16 protein-coding genes are annotated in these 15,890 nt (G+C 74.8%); 11 read left to right on the top strand and 5 right to left on the bottom strand.

What is annotated here, in order from left to right:
* Positions 1 to 44 precede the first annotated feature (44 nt).
* The 6 genes from secD to ACH4PY_RS29615 all read left to right on the top strand — a co-directional run bounded on the left by secD (position 45) and on the right by ACH4PY_RS29615 (position 6,241).
* Positions 45 to 887 carry a preprotein translocase subunit SecD gene (secD, locus tag ACH4PY_RS29640; RefSeq protein ID WP_398189612.1) on the top strand — a complete coding sequence of 281 codons (843 nt, stop codon included), beginning with the start codon at positions 45 to 47 and terminating at the stop codon, positions 885 to 887.
* 122 nt (positions 888 to 1,009) lie between these two features.
* On the top strand, positions 1,010 to 1,585 hold the full coding sequence (locus ACH4PY_RS29635; protein WP_398189609.1) for a hypothetical protein: 576 nt from the start codon (positions 1,010 to 1,012) through the stop codon (positions 1,583 to 1,585).
* A 127-nt stretch (positions 1,586 to 1,712) separates the two neighbouring features.
* Positions 1,713 to 2,165 (top strand): SigE family RNA polymerase sigma factor, encoded by a 453-nt coding sequence (locus tag ACH4PY_RS29630; protein WP_398189970.1) that lies wholly within the window; start codon positions 1,713 to 1,715, stop codon positions 2,163 to 2,165.
* A 5-nt stretch (positions 2,166 to 2,170) separates the two neighbouring features.
* The gene (locus ACH4PY_RS29625) at positions 2,171 to 2,926 is read left to right on the top strand and encodes a hypothetical protein (protein WP_398189607.1); all 756 of its coding nucleotides are present in this window, start codon (positions 2,171 to 2,173) and stop codon (positions 2,924 to 2,926) included.
* Between the two features lie 197 nt (positions 2,927 to 3,123).
* Positions 3,124 to 4,422, top strand: a complete 1,299-nt coding sequence (locus ACH4PY_RS29620) for a glycine betaine/L-proline ABC transporter ATP-binding protein (RefSeq protein WP_398189604.1) — start codon at positions 3,124 to 3,126, stop codon at positions 4,420 to 4,422.
* Positions 4,415 to 6,241 (top strand): ABC transporter permease/substrate binding protein, encoded by a 1,827-nt coding sequence (locus tag ACH4PY_RS29615; protein WP_398189602.1) that lies wholly within the window; start codon positions 4,415 to 4,417, stop codon positions 6,239 to 6,241. Before ACH4PY_RS29620 ends, ACH4PY_RS29615 begins: the two co-directional genes overlap by 8 nt.
* A 62-nt stretch (positions 6,242 to 6,303) precedes the next feature.
* On the opposite strand, the gene ACH4PY_RS29610 is transcribed toward ACH4PY_RS29615, so the two are convergent.
* Positions 6,304 to 7,956 carry a ricin-type beta-trefoil lectin domain protein gene (locus ACH4PY_RS29610; protein WP_398189599.1) on the bottom strand — a complete coding sequence of 551 codons (1,653 nt, stop codon included), beginning with the start codon at positions 7,954 to 7,956 and terminating at the stop codon, positions 6,304 to 6,306.
* 198 nt (positions 7,957 to 8,154) lie between these two features.
* Positions 8,155 to 8,910 (bottom strand): ArsR/SmtB family transcription factor, encoded by a 756-nt coding sequence (locus ACH4PY_RS29605; protein WP_398189597.1) that lies wholly within the window; start codon positions 8,908 to 8,910, stop codon positions 8,155 to 8,157.
* A gap of 57 nt (positions 8,911 to 8,967) precedes the next feature.
* Between ACH4PY_RS29605 and ACH4PY_RS29600 the strand changes: the two genes are divergently transcribed.
* On the top strand, positions 8,968 to 9,642 hold the full coding sequence (locus ACH4PY_RS29600; RefSeq protein WP_398189594.1) for a flavin reductase family protein: 675 nt from the start codon (positions 8,968 to 8,970) through the stop codon (positions 9,640 to 9,642).
* On the opposite strand, the gene ACH4PY_RS29595 is transcribed toward ACH4PY_RS29600, so the two are convergent.
* A complete protein-coding gene (locus ACH4PY_RS29595) occupies positions 9,626 to 10,186 on the bottom strand; it encodes a TetR/AcrR family transcriptional regulator (protein ID WP_398189591.1) in 561 nt (186 codons plus the stop codon). The genes ACH4PY_RS29600 and ACH4PY_RS29595 overlap by 17 nt on opposite strands.
* A 101-nt stretch (positions 10,187 to 10,287) precedes the next feature.
* Between ACH4PY_RS29595 and ACH4PY_RS29590 the strand changes: the two genes are divergently transcribed.
* The 3 genes from ACH4PY_RS29590 to ACH4PY_RS29580 all read left to right on the top strand — a co-directional run bounded on the left by ACH4PY_RS29590 (position 10,288) and on the right by ACH4PY_RS29580 (position 13,521).
* Complete coding sequence (locus ACH4PY_RS29590; RefSeq protein WP_398189588.1) at positions 10,288 to 11,211, top strand: NmrA/HSCARG family protein; 924 nt, start codon at positions 10,288 to 10,290, stop codon at positions 11,209 to 11,211.
* A 95-nt stretch (positions 11,212 to 11,306) separates the two neighbouring features.
* Entirely contained in the window at positions 11,307 to 11,777 is a 471-nt protein-coding gene (locus ACH4PY_RS29585; protein ID WP_398189586.1) for a hypothetical protein, read from the top strand.
* Between the two features lie 166 nt (positions 11,778 to 11,943).
* Positions 11,944 to 13,521 carry a hypothetical protein gene (locus ACH4PY_RS29580; RefSeq protein WP_398189583.1) on the top strand — a complete coding sequence of 526 codons (1,578 nt, stop codon included), beginning with the start codon at positions 11,944 to 11,946 and terminating at the stop codon, positions 13,519 to 13,521.
* Between the two features lie 96 nt (positions 13,522 to 13,617).
* On the opposite strand, the gene ACH4PY_RS29575 is transcribed toward ACH4PY_RS29580, so the two are convergent.
* Entirely contained in the window at positions 13,618 to 14,160 is a 543-nt protein-coding gene (locus ACH4PY_RS29575; RefSeq protein WP_398189580.1) for a hypothetical protein, read from the bottom strand.
* Between the two features lie 141 nt (positions 14,161 to 14,301).
* Here ACH4PY_RS29575 and ACH4PY_RS29570 point away from each other — a divergent pair, with 141 nt between their 5' ends.
* Positions 14,302 to 15,219 (top strand): NADP-dependent oxidoreductase, encoded by a 918-nt coding sequence (locus ACH4PY_RS29570; RefSeq protein WP_398189966.1) that lies wholly within the window; start codon positions 14,302 to 14,304, stop codon positions 15,217 to 15,219.
* Between the two features lie 29 nt (positions 15,220 to 15,248).
* Here the strand turns inward: ACH4PY_RS29570 and ACH4PY_RS29565 are convergent, their stop codons facing one another.
* The gene (locus ACH4PY_RS29565; RefSeq protein WP_398189578.1) at positions 15,249 to 15,800 is read right to left on the bottom strand and encodes a TetR/AcrR family transcriptional regulator; all 552 of its coding nucleotides are present in this window, start codon (positions 15,798 to 15,800) and stop codon (positions 15,249 to 15,251) included.
* Between the last annotated feature and the right edge of the window lie 90 nt (positions 15,801 to 15,890).

Genomic DNA, 15,890 nt, shown 5'->3' with positions numbered 1-15,890 from the left:
CGAAGACCGGCACCCGGCGGGAGGCGACACGCCACACTGGGATCATGCTCCCTCACCGCAAGGCGTACGCCGCCGCGCTCGCCGCCGTCGTGCTCGTCCTCGGGCCCGCCGTCTCCGGCTGCTCGGACTCCGGCGGCAGCCCGATGCCGGCGCCGCCGTCCGGCGCCCCGCAGGCGCGCACGACCACGACGTACACCGCGAGCCGCGCCGACTCCGGCGCCCCGACCGCCGAGGACATGCGGACGACCGCCGACCGGCTGCGTGAGCGCGCGAAGTCCCTCGGCCTGAAGAACACGGACGTGACGGCCGCCGGTACCGTCGTCACCATCGTGGCACCCCGCGCCGACAGCGACCGGGTGGCGCAGATGACGGCGACGGCCCTGCTGGAGTTCCGCCCCGTCCTCGATCCGGCGACCGCCGCGCAGCAGGGCCTGGGGCAGGCCTACTCCGCCCTGGCCTGCGACGGCACGACACGGGCGATCACCTCGCTGCCCGACGGACCGGCCGTGGCCTGCGACAGCCGGATGAAGGAGAAGTACCTGCTGGGGCCGACCGCCCTGCCCGGTACGGACGTCGAGAGCGCCACCGCGGCGCTCGACACGTCCAACGGCAGCGGATGGATCATCAACCTCGCCTTCACCCCGTCCGGTTCCACCGAGTTCGCCCAGGTCACCGCGAAGCTGGCGCAGAACCTCCAGCCGGCCAACCAGTTCGCCGTCGTGGTGGACGGCGAGGTGCTCTCCGCCCCCGCCGTCAACTCCGCCATCACCGGCGGCCAGGCCCAGATCAGCGGCAGCTTCACCCGGGAGGCCGCGGAGAACCTCGCGGCGGCGATCTCCAGCGGGGCCCTGCCCGTGCAGCTCGTGGCGAACGGCACCGGGCGGTAGGGCCGGTGCCCGGAAGTCGCGGGCGGCGTGCAACCCCACGGGCGGTACGGGAGTGAAGGAGGACGGAGGAGCCGCGGGGGTGCTCCTCCGTCCGACCCCGAACACCGTCACGGAGGATCTTGATGAAACTGCGTCACCTCGCGTCGGCCGCGGCCGTCGCCACGGCGGCCACCGTCGCCGTCACCACCGCCCACGCGTCCGCCGCCCCGGCTCCCGCCGCCGTCACGTCCCACGCGAAGGCCCCGGCGGAGGCCGCGCCCGTCAAGGCCGCCCCGGCGAAGGCCGCTGCCGCCAAGGCGCACGGCGTGCTCGTCGTGCGTCCGGGGCAGCTGGTGAACGCCGGGCACGGGCAGTACCTGAAGCTCACCCGCACCGAGCGCTGCGTCGGCACGCCGCCCGAGGACTGGTCCACCTGCAAGAGCGTGACCGACGGCAACCAGCCCGCGGGCTCGGTGAGCCTGCAGAGCTCCGGTGACGCCTCGGGCACCCTGTACTCCCCGCTCTACATCGGCGACGGCCGGGCGGCCCGCATGACGGTGACGGCCGACGGGGTCACGTACCAGGTCCAGGTGGTCACGCTCGGCGGCCACCCGGGATACGCGACCGGCTACGTCTGGGGCGCCCCCGTCAGCGGCTTCCCCGGTGACACCGAGGTCACCGTGTACGACGCCTCGGGCACGGTCCTTGCGCACTTCTGACAGCCCCTTGCTCGACCTCACCGCACGTGACGGCGCCGCCCCGGGACCCGGTACGTCCCGGGGCGGCGCCGCCGCCACGGAGCCGGCCCCGGACTTCGAGTCCTGGGCGGCGGCGCGCTGGTCGCGGCTGGTGCGGACCGCGTATCTGCTGACCGGCGACCACCACGAGGCGGAGGACCTGGTCCAGACCACCCTCGCCAAGCTCTACCCCGGCTGGTCGCGGATCAGCCGGCTCGACGAACCCGACGCGTACGTCCACCGCGCGCTGGCGAACAACAACCTCAGCAGGTTCCGCCGCCGCCGCGTCGTCCACCTGCTCACCTCCCGGCTGCCGGAGCGCAGCAGGCCGGAGAGCACCGGGCGGGTCGAGACCCGGGCGTCGCTGGTCACCGCCCTCGCCGCACTCCCGCCGCGGATGCGCGCCGTGGTGGTGCTGCGCTACTGGGAGGACCTGAGCGAGCAGCAGGTCGCCGACGCGCTCGGCTGCTCGGTCGGCAACGTCAAGAGCCAGGCGAGCCGGGCCTTGCGCAAGTTACGGGACCATCCGGCGCTGGCCGCGACGGAGAGCGGGGAGAGGTGAGGGGAGTGAGCAGCGAGCAGCAGGAGGGCGCCGGCGACCCGGCCGCCGAGGAGGCGCGCGGGCTGGAGGAGCGGCTGCGCCGCGCCCTGTCCGACGCCGCGGGCACGATCGCGCCGGGCCCCTGGCCCGCCGGGCGGGTGCTGGGGCGGGCCGCGCGGCGGCGGCGCGTCCGGCGGGCCGCGGTGTACGTGCCGGCGCTGGGCGCCGCCGCCGCCGTGGCCGTCGCCGCGGTGCTGGCGGGAACGGCGGGCGGCCCGGACGGGCCGCCGGGACCGGTGCCGGCCGCCCCCGCGTCCCGCACGCATCCCGCCACGTCCGCGTCCCCCTCGGTCGTCTGGCCCGCGGTGCGGGTGGTCGCGCCGGGCAAGGCCTTCGGCCTCGGCGGCGGGACCCGGATGCGCGTCACCGCGGGCGAGCGCTGTGTCGACTGGAACGACGGCGCCGGCTGGGACTGCCGGGACGAGTCCAACGCGGACGGGAACCAGCCGCCGGAGTCGGTGAACGTCCAGTCGTACGGCTATACCGGCGGCACGCGCTATCTGCTGGTCTACCGGGGGACGCACGTGCCCGCGCGGATGGGTGTCACCTTCGGCGGCCGGGTCCGGCCCGCGACCGTCGTGACGCTCGCGGTGCACCCGGGGTGGGCGGGCGGCTACCTCGACGTCCCGTCGTCGGTGGCGGCGCAGGATCCGCCCGGCGCCTCCGGGGTCACGGTGTGGGACGCCGCGGGCCGGGTGATCGCGTCGATGGCGGAGCTGTGATCGGCGGCCGGGGCGACCCGGCCGCCGGACCTGCCGGTTCATCCCCATGCGGGGACGGGATGTGAGCCGCCCCACAGGGAGGCGGGCAAAATGTTTGCCTGATACACGGACTCGGGTACGCGCGCCGCGACCACTCCGTCCCTGAAACGGCGCGGTCGCCCGCCGGACACCGGGGGTGGCCGGGCAGGAAGGCAGCCGTGCCGAAACTTGCAGTCGAGAACGTGTACAAGGTCTTCGGACGCAGACCCGGTGAAGGCGTCCGCCGCTTGCGGCAGGGCGCCGACCGGGCCCGTTTGCGCGCCGACGGCACCACGGCGGCCGTGATCGACGCCTCGTTCGAGGTGGCGGCGGGCGAGATCTTCGTGGTGATGGGCCTGTCCGGCTCGGGCAAGTCGACCCTGCTGCGGACCCTCAACGGGCTGAGCGCGCCCACCTCCGGCCGGGTGCTCTTCGACGGCCAGGACCTCGCGGCCCTGCCCGGCAAGGCGCTGCGGGCCCTGCGCGCCCGCCGGATCAGCATGGTCTTCCAGCACTTCGCGCTCTTCCCGCACCGCAGCGTGCTGGAGAACGCCGCCTACGGCCTGGAGGTCCAGGGCCTGCCCCGCGAGGAGCGCGAGGCACGGGCCGCCGAGGCGCTGGAGCTGGTGGGCCTGGCGGGCTGGGAGAAGTCCTGGCCGGACGAGCTGTCCGGCGGCATGCAGCAGCGCGTCGGCCTGGCCCGCGCACTGGCCACCGACGCCGACCTGCTGCTGATGGACGAGTCCTTCTCCGCGCTGGACCCGCTGATCCGCCGCGACATGCAGGACCAGCTGCTGGAACTCCAGCGCCGGCTGCACAAGACCATCGTCTTCATCACCCACGACCTCAACGAGGCCATGCGGCTCGGCGACCGTGTCGCCGTGATGCGCGACGGCGAGATCGTGCAGGTCGGCACCGCCGAGGACATCCTCGTCGGGCCCGCCGACGACTACGTGGCGAGCTTCGTCCAGGACGTCGACCGCTCCCGGGTGCTCACCGCCGCCTCGATCATGGAGGAGCCGGCCGTGACCGTGGAGCCCGGCGACGACGCGCGGGCCGCGATCCGCGCGCTGCGCGACGACCACGCGGCCGCCGCCTTCGTCGTGGCGCCCGACCAGCGGCTGGTCGGCCATGTCACCGAGGAGGACGCCGCCGAAGGGCTCGGCGCGGACCACGGCCGGGTGCGCGACGTGATGCACACCGACTGCGCCGTGGCGCAGGCCGACACCCCGCTGGCCGAGCTGCTGTCGCCCGCCGCCCGCTCCGAGGTGCCGCTCGCGGTGGTCGACGAGCAGGGGCGGCTGACCGGTGTGATCCCGCGCGGCACGCTGCTCGCCGCGCTCGGCGACCAACCCGAGTGCGCCGCCGCTGCCGACGTCGCCGACAGGGACGCCGGGGACGCCGTTGCCGCCGGGGACGGCCCGGGAGCCGCCGTGCCGGGGGCCGTACCGTTCGGGAAGGAGGCGGCCCGTGCCTAGGATCCGTCTCGGCAACTGGGCGGAGGACGTCGTCGACTGGCTGACCCGCCACCTCGCCTGGCTCTTCGACGCCGTCTCCGCCGTCGTGAACCACCTCTACGACGCCGTCGAGTGGGTGCTCGGCGGGCCGTCGCCGCTGCTGATGGCGGCCGTTCTCGCGGCCCTCGCCTTCTGGCTGCGCGGGGTGACCGCGGGCGTGCTGTCCTTCGCCGGTTTCGCGCTGGTGGACTCGCTCGCACTGTGGGACGAGGCTATGCAGTCGCTGTCGCTGGTGCTCGTCTCCGCGGTGATCGCGCTCCTGCTGGCCGTGCCGCTCGGGGTGTGGGCGGCCCGCAGCCGGGCGGCGGGCGCGGTGGTGCGCCCGGTGCTGGACGTCATGCAGACGCTCCCGGCCTTCGTCTACCTGATCCCGGCGATCATCTTCTTCAGCCTGGGCACCGTGCCCGCCGTGATCGCCACCATCGTCTTCGCCATGCCGGTCGGCGTGCGCATGACCGAGCTGGGCATCCGCCAGGTCGATCCCGAGCTGGTCGAGGCCGCCGAAGCGTTCGGCACCCCGCCGGGGCGGACACTGCTGCGGGTGCAGCTGCCGCTGGCGCTGCCCACCATCATGGCCGGCGTCAACCAGGTGATCATGCTCGCGCTGTCCATGGTCGTCATCGGCGGCATGGTGGGCGCCGAGGGCCTGGGCTCCACCGTGTTCGGCGCGATCAGCCAGGTGGACATCGGTCTCGGCTTCGAGGGCGGCGTCGCCGTCGTCGTGCTGGCCATCTACCTCGACCGGGTGACCGGCGCCCTCGGCGACCAGGTCTCCCCGCTCGGCCGCCGGGCGCTGGCCCGGCTGCGCGCGGGGCTGCACGGCGCGGCGGTGCTGCGCTACCGGCCGCGTCCGGCGGTGGGCCTGTCCTGTGTCGTCGTCCTCGCCCTGGTGGCGGCCGGCACCGGCGTCTTCTCCGGTTCCGGCTCCGGCTCCGGCTCCGGTTCCGGCTCGGGGTCCCCGGCGACCGCCGCCGTGGGCAAGGGCCGGGCCGTGCACATCGGCGCCTTCAACTGGGACGAGTCGGTGGCCACGGCCAACCTGTGGGACGCGGTGCTCGACGACCGCGGGTACCAGGCCGACGTCAGGACGTACGACCCGGGCGCCGCGTTCACCGGCCTGTCCCGGGGCGTGCTGGACTACGTCACCGACGCCTGGCTGCCCACGACCCACGCGTCCTACCTGCAGCAGTACGGGAAGGACTACACGGACCTCGGCGCCTGGTACGACGAGACGTCGCTGGAGATCGCCGTCCCCTCCTACGTCAAGGGCGTCACGTCGATGGCCGACCTCAAGGGCCGGGGCAAGGAGTTCGGCGGCCGGATCATCGGCATCGAGCCCGGCGCGGGCGAGACGAAGCTGCTGGCGTCGAAGGTGCTGCCGGGCTACGGCCTGGACAAGGAGTACAAGCTCGTCAACAGCTCGACCGCGGCGATGCTCGCGGAGCTGAAGCGCGACTACGCGGCGCACAAGCCGGTCGCCGTCGTGCTGTGGTCGCCGCACTGGGCGTACAGCACGTACCAGCTGACGAAGCTGTCCGACCCGAAGGGTCTGTGGGGCAAGGGCGACGCGATCCACACCCTCGCCAACAAGGCGAGCGCGGCGAAGCTCCCCCAGGTGTCCGCGTGGATGCGGGACTTCCACCTCACCGACGCCCAGCTGGGCTCGCTGGAGGCCGACATCCAGCAGGCCGGGCAGGGCAACACGATGCGAGGCGTGCGCGCCTGGCTGCAGCAGAACCCGGGCGTCGAGGAGAAGATGGCGCCGGTCTCCGCCGGCTGAGCCGCCGCCGCCCGGGTGTCCCGGTGCCGGCCGCGGATCGCGCGGCCGGCGCCGGGCCGTTCTCAGGCCAGGGCGAACTTCTGGGCGCCGGAGCCGTTGCAGTCCCAGATCTGCAGGCGGGTGCCGTTGGCGGTCGCGCCCGAGGGCGAGTCGACGCAGCGGCCGGTCGTCGGGTTGGACAGCGAACCGTCCCCGTTCACGACCCAGTTCTGGTAGCCGCCGCCGTTGCAGGTGGCCAGTTGCAGCGGGGTGCCGTTGGCGTTGGCGCCGCCCGCGATGTCCAGGCACCTGCCGAGGGTGCGCAGGGTCTGGCCGCTCCAGGTCCACTTCTGGTCCAGGGAGGTGGCCTGCTGGCAGTCCCACAGCTGCACGGCGGTGCCGTCGCCGCCGATGTCGTCACCGGCGACGTCCACGCACTTGCCACCGGGGCCGTAGACCGGGGTGCCGATGGCGAACTGCTGGGCGCCCGAGCCGTTGCAGTCCCAGATCTGGAGGCGGGTGCCGTTGGCGGTCGCGCCCGACGGGGAGTCGATGCAGCGGCCGCTGGTGGGGTTGCGGAGCGTCCCGTCGGTCTGCCGCACCCAGTTCTGGTAGCCGCTGGTGTTGCACGTGGCCAGTTGCAGCTTGGTGCCCGCGGCGCTGTTGCCGCCCGCGATGTCCAGGCACTTGCCGAGGGTCTGGAGGGTCTGGCCGTTCCACGTCCAGTGCTGGTCCTTCGCCCCGGACTGGCAGTCCCACAGCTGCACGGCGGTACCGTCGCCGCCGGTGTCGTCACCGGCCACGTCCACGCACTTGCCGCCCGGTCCGGTGATCGTCTGGCCGCTCACCGAACCGCCGCCGCCCCCGCCCCCGGAGCCGGGGCCCTTGTTGTAGACGGCCACCGAGTCGACGACCAGTTTGCCGCCGGAGACCGTGGCCGCGTTGGGGCCGCCGCCGAAGGCGTCGGGGAAGCCGCCGCCGATCGCCAGGTCGTAGATGATGAAGAAGGGGTGGTCGACCGCGTCGGCCCAGGTCGTCGCGTCCACCTGGTTGGCGCTGACGGTGAAGAAGTTGTTGCCGTCGAGGTAGAAGCGGATCTGCTCGGGCGACACCGAGCGGTCGATCTCCGCCGCGTAGTCGTGGAAGCCGGTCTGGCAGCCGGAGCAGGCCCGCTCGCCCGAGCCGATGCCGGTCGACTCGTTGCACGGCCCGCCCGGGTTGACCCCGCAGTGCAGGGTGCTGAAGTCGGAGCTGCGGCCGTTGATGTCCTCCATGATGTCGACCTCGCCGGACTTCGGCCAGGTCACCCCGGAGCGCAGCGGCGCGCCGAGCATCCAGAACGCGGGCCAGTACCCGGCGCCGTTGGCGGTGCTGACGTTCGGCTGCTGGAGGACGGACTCGATGCGCACGACGCCGCCCGCCGGGGCGCCGAAGGTCGCGGCCTGGGTCTCCACCCGTCCGGACGTCCAGCCGCTGCGCGGGTCGGAGCCGGAGTGCTGGGCCTGCAGCACCAGATGGCCCTGACCGTCGTAGTAGACGTTGGACGTGCTGCTGGTCATGGTCTCGATCTCGCCGGTGCCGAAGCTGCTGCCGGGCCCGGTGTCGTACTTCCACAGGCCCTGGTCGATGCCGGTGCCGGCGGCGCCGTTGAAGTCGTCGCTCCAGGTGAGCGAGAAGCCCGACGGCGGCGCGGGCGCCGCCTCGGCGGCCGGTGACGCGATGGCGGTGGCCGCCACCGTGGCGATGACGACGGGCAGGAATGAGAGCGCTCTCTTCCACGCACCGCGTCGTCCTCGTACGAATGTCCAGCGCATAGGTCCAACTCCAGGGAGAAGGCGTGATGTCCGCAGGGTCACCGCGCGGGGTGCGCGGGGGTACGTCGGACCGCCGCACGGGGTGCCGCCGCACGGTGTGTCATGTACACAGCTTGGAGATCAGCGGGACGTCCGGCAAGACGCGCGACCCGTTTCGCTGAAGAGACTGTCGTCCAGGCCGAGATGCCGACGCAGCTCCCGTCGCCCGAGGGACGTGACGGTGACCGCGCGCGTGGTGCCGACCCGGGCGATCCAGCCCGTGTCGAGCGCGTGCCGGCACAGGGCGCCGCCGACGGCCCCGGCCAGGTGCGGGCGGCGCTCCGTCCAGTCCAGGCACGGCCGCACCGACGGCCGCCGCGTCCCGGCCGGGACGGCGACGCCGAGATCCGCGAGCCAGGCCGCTCCCGCCGCGGTGAGCCCGAGCCCGTGATCCAGGTCCAGCAGCCGCCGCTCGATCATCGCGTCGGTGACGGCGACCCCGAGGGCCCCGGCGAGGTGGTCGTAGCAGGTACGGGCGTGCGCCAGGGCCCGGCGGCGGCCGTCCGCCGACAGCGTGCGGGGAGCCGCGCTCCGCGCGGGGGCGAGCGCCGCGAGGCTCTCGATCAGCTCGGCGACCTGCGGACCCGCCAGCCGTACGTAGCGGTGGCGGCCCTGCCGCTCCTCGGCCAGCAGATTCCCGCGGACCAGCGCGTGCAGGTGCTCGGTCGCGGTCGACCGGGCCACCCCCATGTGCCGGGCCAGCTCCGTCGCCGTCCAGGCCCGGCCGTCGAGCAGCGCCACGCAGAAGCCCGCCCGGGTGCCGTCGGCCAGCAGGGCCGCCACGGATGCCAGGTCGGGGCCGGTCCCGCGCTCGCGCCGTTCGTCCATACGCCCCATTGTCCCCGGCGACGCTTCGGCCGCCGCCGAACCGACCGGCTCCTACGCTCCCCCGCCATGGACACCGCACCGCCGGACGCCCCGGCCGCCTCCGTCGAGATCGAGCCCGCCATCCTCTACTTCGGCACGCCGGTGGTGCTGCTGTCGACGGAGAACGAGGACGGCTCCTTCAACCTCGCGCCCATCTCCTCCGCCTGGGCCCTCGGCCGCACGGTCGTCCTCGGTCTGGGACGCGACGGCCAGACCGCGCACAACCTCGCCCGCCGCCCCGACCTGGTGATCAGCCTGCCGTCCGCAGCGCAGTGGCGGGCCGTGGAACGGCTGGCACCCCTGACCGGCCGCTTCCCCGTGCCACCGTCCAAGCCCGAGGGCTGCCGCTTTGAACCCGACAAGTTCGCCGCGGCGGGCCTCGTCCCCGAGCCCTCGCGCCACGTCCGCCCGCCCGGCGTCGCCGGGTGCCCCCTCCGCCTGGAGGCCCGGGCCGCGGCCGTACGGCCCGGTGCCACGGGCGGCTTCGTCGTCGTCGAGGCCGCCGTCCGCAGCGTCCACGCCGACCCCGCCGTCGTCGTCCCCGGCACCGACCACATCTCCCCGACCGCCTGGCGCCCCCTGATCTACAGCTTCCGCCACTACTTCGGCCTGGGCCCCGAACTCGGCCACTCCTACCGCACGCAGACACCCCCGCCGGCCGCCCCCGACGTCACCGGGGGCCCGTTCACCGTCCGGGGCTGAGCCCCTCCACCGCGAGGCGGAAGAGCCGGTCGGCCTGGGTCCCCGGGTCCTCGTGGTGCTCGGTGGCCAGGGCGATGCCGGTGGCGAGGGTCAGCAGGTCGTGGCAGGTGACGTGCGGCGCGACCGCCTTGTCGCGCACGGCCCGTTGCAGCAGGGGGGTTCCGGCCGCGGCGAGCCTGCCGCCGCAGGAGTGCGCGGAGGGCTCCTCGGTGGGGGGCTCGTAGCTGAGGGTGTCGGCGAACCCGCGGGCCGAGACGGCGTAGGCGACGAGGGCGTGGAGCCATTCCAGGAGGGCGGTGCGGGCGTCCTCGGTCGCGGCCAGCTCGCGGGCACGCTCGCACAGGCCCTCGATGCGGCCCTGGAAGACGGCTTCGAGGAGGGCCCGGCGGGTGGGGAAGTGACGGCGCACGGTGGCCGAACCGACGCCCGCGGTGCGGGCGATGTGCTCCTGGGAGGCCTCGGCGCCGTGCGCGGCCACCTCGGCCTCGGCGACGGCCAGGATGCGCTGGTAGTTGCGCCGGGCGTCCGAACGCTGACCGGTCATGATCTCCTCGTTGCTAAACGGCGGGCCCCGCCATATCGTAGCGGCAAGAGAAACGGCGGGCCCCGCCGTTTTTGTCCCGCGGTCCACGGGGAGCAGCAGCCATGCCCATCAGCAGGGAAACGGTCCTGGTCACCGGGGCCACCGGACAGCAGGGCGGGGCCACGGCCCGCGCACTCCTGGCCGCCGGGGTGCCCGTCCGCGCGCTCGTGCGCGATCCGCGGTCGGAGCGCGCCCTGGCGATCGAAGCGCTGGGCGCCGAACTGGTGCGGGCGGATCTGTCCGACCGGGCCTCCCTCGGCCCGGCGGTCGCGGGGGTCCGCGCGGTGTTCTCGGTGCAGATGCCGCCGATGACCGGCCACCACGTGGATTTCGCGGGCGAACTCGCCCAGGCGGCCCACCTGGTCGAGGCGGCGAAGGCGGCGGGAGTACGGCAGTTCGTGCAGTCCTCGACCAGCGGGGTCGGTGCGCACACCCGGGCCCCCGGCTGGGCCGAGGGCCGCTGGGCGGCGATAGCCGACTACTTCCGCACCAAGCAGGCGATCCTGGAGGCGGTGCGCAGCGCGGGTTTCGCCCGCTGGACGGTGATCAAGCCCGCCTTCTTCATGGAGAACCTGCCCCTGCTGGCCCCCCGGGGGCCCCGCGGCGGACTGCTGACGGTCCTCCGGCCGGACACCGAACTGGCCCTGGTGGCCGTACGGGACATCGGCGCGGCCGCGGCACACGCCCTCCAGGACCCCGACCGCTTCCACCGGGTGGAGCTGGAACTCGCCGGTGACCTGCTCACGATGGAGCAGATCGCGCAGACCCTGTCCGCCGCCTGGGGCGTGCCGATGACCGCGCCGTCCATGAGCCTGGAGGAGGCCCTCGACGCGGGCATGCCGGCGTGGGGAGCCGGACACGAGTGGAACAACGCGGTCCTCCAGCCCGCCCGGCCCGAGTTCGCCCGCGAGCTGGGCATCACGCCCACCACCTTCGCCGAGTGGGCGAACGGGCAGCCGGCGCCCGTGTCCCACCAGGTGTATTGACCCGCGGGGCAGCCGGGGCGAACGGTGACAGTCCTGTGGCAGGAAGTGTGGCCTCCGTCACAGCCGCCGCGCTCCCGTCCTGCTGGACTCGCCCGATGGCGTACGCGCTGTTCCTCCTGCTGCCCGGCTGTCCGATCACCGCCCTCGCCCTGGCCGGTTACGGCCTCGGCCGCCACCGCCTGCGGCAGGCGGACCGGCAGGCGCGGCTGCGCTCCCTGGCGGCGCTCGCGGGGGCCGTGGCGGCGGCGGTCTACACCGTGGGCCTGCTCGCCCTCACCCTCACGATCCTGGACGCGCAGGACAACGGGGCCGACAGCTCGCCCCTACGGCCCTGCCGGGTGGCGGGGCATCCGGAGCGGGCGGCGAACGTGACCGGCTACCGCGTGGAGTACGTGCCGCTGCGGTTCGTCTGCGACACCACGGACGGGGACGACTACTCCGCGGACGCGGTCCCCGGCTGGATCACCCCGGTCGCCGCAGGGTTCGCGGTGGCGGGCGTCGGCTGCGCGTGCGCCGCGGCGGTGGAGGGGGAACGGCGCGCCCGCCGGGGCGCGGCCGCGGCCTGAGGAAAAGTCCGGCCGGAGCGGCCTTCCCGGCGCGCAGCGGCAGGACGACCGGGCCCTCAGGACACCTGTGGTGACGTGCGGTCAAAGCTTTGCCCGCACGTCCGCGGCCGTTCGCCTTGCGCGGCTACTGTCCACACGCCCGGTCCCGCTGCGGAGAGGCACGTCCATGAGCACCCCGGTCCACCGCACGCCGGAACGGCAGTCCGGGGCGGCCGTCACGACGGCGGGCCGTGGGCGGCAGGAGCGGCGGCCGTCCGCCGGGGCGCCCGAGCACGGGCTGCTCGGCGTGCAGGCCGGGGCGGGCAACCGGGCCGCGGCCGCGATGGTGCAGCGCGCCAGAGGCGCGGACGGCGGGAAGGGCAAGGGGAAGGCGCCGCAGGGCGCGGGCGCGGCGGCGCCGTCACCGGGGTACCGGGACCGGATCGCGGCGATCCTGGACCGGCTCAAGAAGAACTTCGAGGTGATCGACACCTTCGTCAAGAACGTCCAGGTGCCCGCCAACGCCGGTTTCGCGCAGCACGCCGCCGCCACCGTCGACGACGGCCTGAAGCACTCCGCCGCGGCCTCGGGCGGCGCCGCCGGGTCGGAGAGCCTCGTCGCGGAGGCCGTGGGCGCGGCGCTCGGCGGCATGGAGGCGGCCAAGGCGCGCAAGGACGCCGCCAAACACAAGGCGGGGGCGGCCTTCCACGGGGCGAACAAGAAGTTCACGTCCAAGGCGACCGAGGCGGTCGTCGGCGCGGCGAGCGCGGGGAACAACGCCCTCGGCGTCGCCAAGGAGCTGACGAAGGCCGAGAAGGCGCTGCACGCCGCGCAGGCGGCGGAGGTGAGCGGTATCGGCTCCAGCGTCGTCGGCGCCGTGAAGGGGGCGCGGGCCGCCCGCCGCTTCGGCCTGACGGCCCGCAAGTACCGCGCCCTGAAAGGCATCGAGAAGCCCGGCCGTACCGCTGACGGAGCACTGGACCAGCTCCGGCAGGCGCGCGACGACGCGGAGTGGGCCGCGGCCGAGGCGTATGTCGCGCTGGACAGCCAGTGGGACCACGACGGCGACGACCGGCTGGACCGGGTGTCCGACGCGATCGACGCGGCCTGGGAGGCGATGGGCGGCGCCCGGGACGCGGCCCGGGACGTCCGGCGCGCCGAGGACGTGAACACGATGGACACCGTCCTCACCTACGCGCTCGGCAAGCAGCGCAACAAGATGGGCAAGCAGGCGCTCACCGCGGTCGGCGAGTCCACCAAGGCCGCGGGCGGCATCGTGACGGCGATCGCCGCGACCGCGGGCGGGGCCGCGCTGGCCGGCAACCCCGTCGGGTGGGGCCTGGCGGCGGGCGCGGCCGGGCTCATCCTCGGCGTCACCGCCTACAAGGCGGGCCGCGCGGGCACGAAGCGCTACGACGGTGCCCGCCATCCCGGCCGCTGGGCCGACGACGGCGCGGCCGCCGCGGAGCCCGCCTCCCGCGGGGACGCGCTGAAGGAGGCCCTGAAGTTCTGGAAGAAGGTGGAGAACGGCGAACGCCAGGCGATGGCCCGCAAGATCTACGCGCTGGCCGCGGGGCCGGACGTCAGGGGCAGCGGCGACACCTCCGCCGAGATGCGGGAGTCGGCCAGGGCGCTGCTCGTCGCCCTCAAGGCGGGCCCGGCCAACCAGCGCCTGACCCCCGAGGAGTGGTCGGACTCCCTCAACGACCCGGCGAGGACCGCCGCCTGGGTCAAGGAGATCGCCGAGCAGCTGTCCTCGGCCTGACCGCGACGCGGGCGGCCCCCGGCCGCCGTCCGGGCGGCCGGTGTCCTGGGCGGCAGCGGGCGCGCCCTGCGGACGGCCCCGCCCCCGGCCGCGGACTCAGTGCGTCAGGGCGTTCGCGCTCACGATGAACAGGCCGAGCAGGACGTCCACCAGGCCGACGCGGCAGGCCGGTCCCCAGCCCTGGCCCGCCGCCCGGGCCGCCAGCAGCCCCCAGCCGAAGAGCGCGACGGTGTTGACGGTGAGGATCACGTCGACGGCGCTCCCCTCGCCCCACCATCCGGCGGCGGCACCCAGCAGCGCGGCCACCGTCGGGAGGACCGCGGCGACCAGGGGCCACTCGGCCAGCACCGAGCGGACGCTCTGCGCGGTGGCGCGCCTTCCGCCGGGCGCCCAGTGGGCGACGGCGTGTGCGTAGCCGTGGGCCGCGGCGGCGGCCAGCGCCGCGACCAGGATCCACAGCGCGTCGTAGCCCGCGTTGGGCCTGCCCTCGCCCTCGTCAAGGGCGGAGGCGAGTGCGCTGGCGAGCACGGTCCCGTACACGCCGCCGAACAGCAGCCGCTGGAGCGGCACCCCCAGGGGCGCGGGCGTGCCGGGCCGCGCGCCCTCCGGGACGGCGCCGCCGCCGGACGGAAGCGTCATGCCGCCACGATGTCACCGGGGGCGGAGTCGGACACCGAGACGCGCCGCACCGCCTTCCGGATCGGCGGCGGCGCCCGTGGTGGGATGAGGGATGTCGGGGGCAACGGCGTGCGGAGAGGTCGGAAGATGGCCGACGGGACCATGCGGGCGATCGTCTACGGGGAGTACGGCGGCACGGAGGTGCTGCGCGAGGAGCGGGTGCCGCTGCCGAAGGTCGCCCCTGGCGAGGTGCTGGTCAAGGTGCGCTGCGCGGGGGTCAACCCGGTGGACTGGAAGGTCATGGCGGGCGGGCTGGACAGCATGATGGACGTGGTGTTCCCGGCGATCCCCGGCTGGGACGTCTCCGGCACCGTCGCGGAGGTCGGCATCGACGTGCCCGAGTTCGCCGTCGGCGACGAGGTGATGGGGTACGCCCGCAAGGACTACGTGCACGGCGGCACCTTCGCCGAGTACGTCAGCGCGCCCGTGCGCACCCTCGCGCCCAAGCCCGCCGCGCTGGACTGGGCGCAGGCCGCCGGGCTGCCGCTGGCCGGGCTCACCGCCTACCAGGTGCTGACGCGGCTGCGCACCGGCGAGGGCGACACCGTGCTGGTGCACAACGCGGGCGGCGGTGTCGGCTCGCTCGCGGTGCAGATCGCCCGCTCGCTCGGCGCCCGCGTCATCGGCACGGCCTCCCCCCGCAACCACGAGCGGCTGCGCGCGCTGGGCTGCGAGCCGGTCGCGTACGGGGACGGGCTCGCCGAGCGGGTCCGCGCGCTGGCCCCGGACGGGGTCGACGTGGTCGCGGACTTCGTCGGCGGGGTGCTCGACAGCACGCTCGCGGTGCTGGCCGCGGACGGGCGGCACGCGTCGATCGCCGACCCGGCCGTGCTCGGCGCGGGCGGCCAGTGGATGTGGGTGCGGCCGGTCGCGGCGGACCTCGCCGCGCTGGGGCGGCTCGCCGACGCGGGCGGCCTCACGGTGGACGTCGCGGAGACCTTCGCGCTGGGCGACCTCGCGGCGGCGTTCGCCCGCAGCCAGGAGGGGCACACCGCCGGGAAGATCGTCGTGGAGGTCTGAGCGCCCGGGGCCCCGGGGGCTTCGGCGTGTCAGGGGCGGAAGCCGCGGATCGCCAGGTCCAGCAGGCGCCGGACCTGGACGGCGCCCTCGGGCGTGTCCGGGGTGCGCCACAGGCAGCTCAGCAGCATGACGACGTCGACCGGATCGATACCGGCGCGGATCTCGCCGGCCCGCTCGCACGCGTGTAGCAGCTCGGCGACGGCGGCGCTGACGGGCGGCCAGGTGGCGCTGACCACCTCCTGCGCCGCGGCGGAGTGCAGCGCCTCCCCCAGCCCGTGCTTGATGCGGACGTAGCCGGTGAGGTCGGTGAACCAGCGGCGCAGCGCGTCCAGCGGGTCCACGGCGGCCAGCAGCTCCGGCACGGACGCGGCCAGCCGGGCGACGTCGTGCCGGTAGACCTCCAGGATCAGCGCCTCGCGGGTCGGGAAGTGCCGGTAGAGGGTGCCGGGGCCGACGCCCGCCCGTTTGGCGATGGAGTTGAGCGAGGCGTCGGGGGCCTCGGCGAGCGCGTCGTGGGCGACCTGGAGGATCGCCTCCCGGTTCTTGAGCGCGTCGGAGCGCCGCGGCGGCGTGTCGGCCACGGTCCCCTCCCGTCGGGTCGGCGGTTCGCCGCGATTGCTGAACGGAGAGTTCTCCGTTAACGTCGGAAGCGAACCGGAGATGTCTCCGTT

Origin of the sequence: Streptomyces sp. NPDC021224 (assembly GCF_044332905.1) — a bacterium.
In the GTDB taxonomy this organism is placed as follows: domain Bacteria; phylum Actinomycetota; class Actinomycetes; order Streptomycetales; family Streptomycetaceae; genus Actinacidiphila.
The sequence above is the reverse complement of the archived record's forward strand: the minus strand, read 5'-3'. Positions and strand labels throughout refer to the sequence as shown.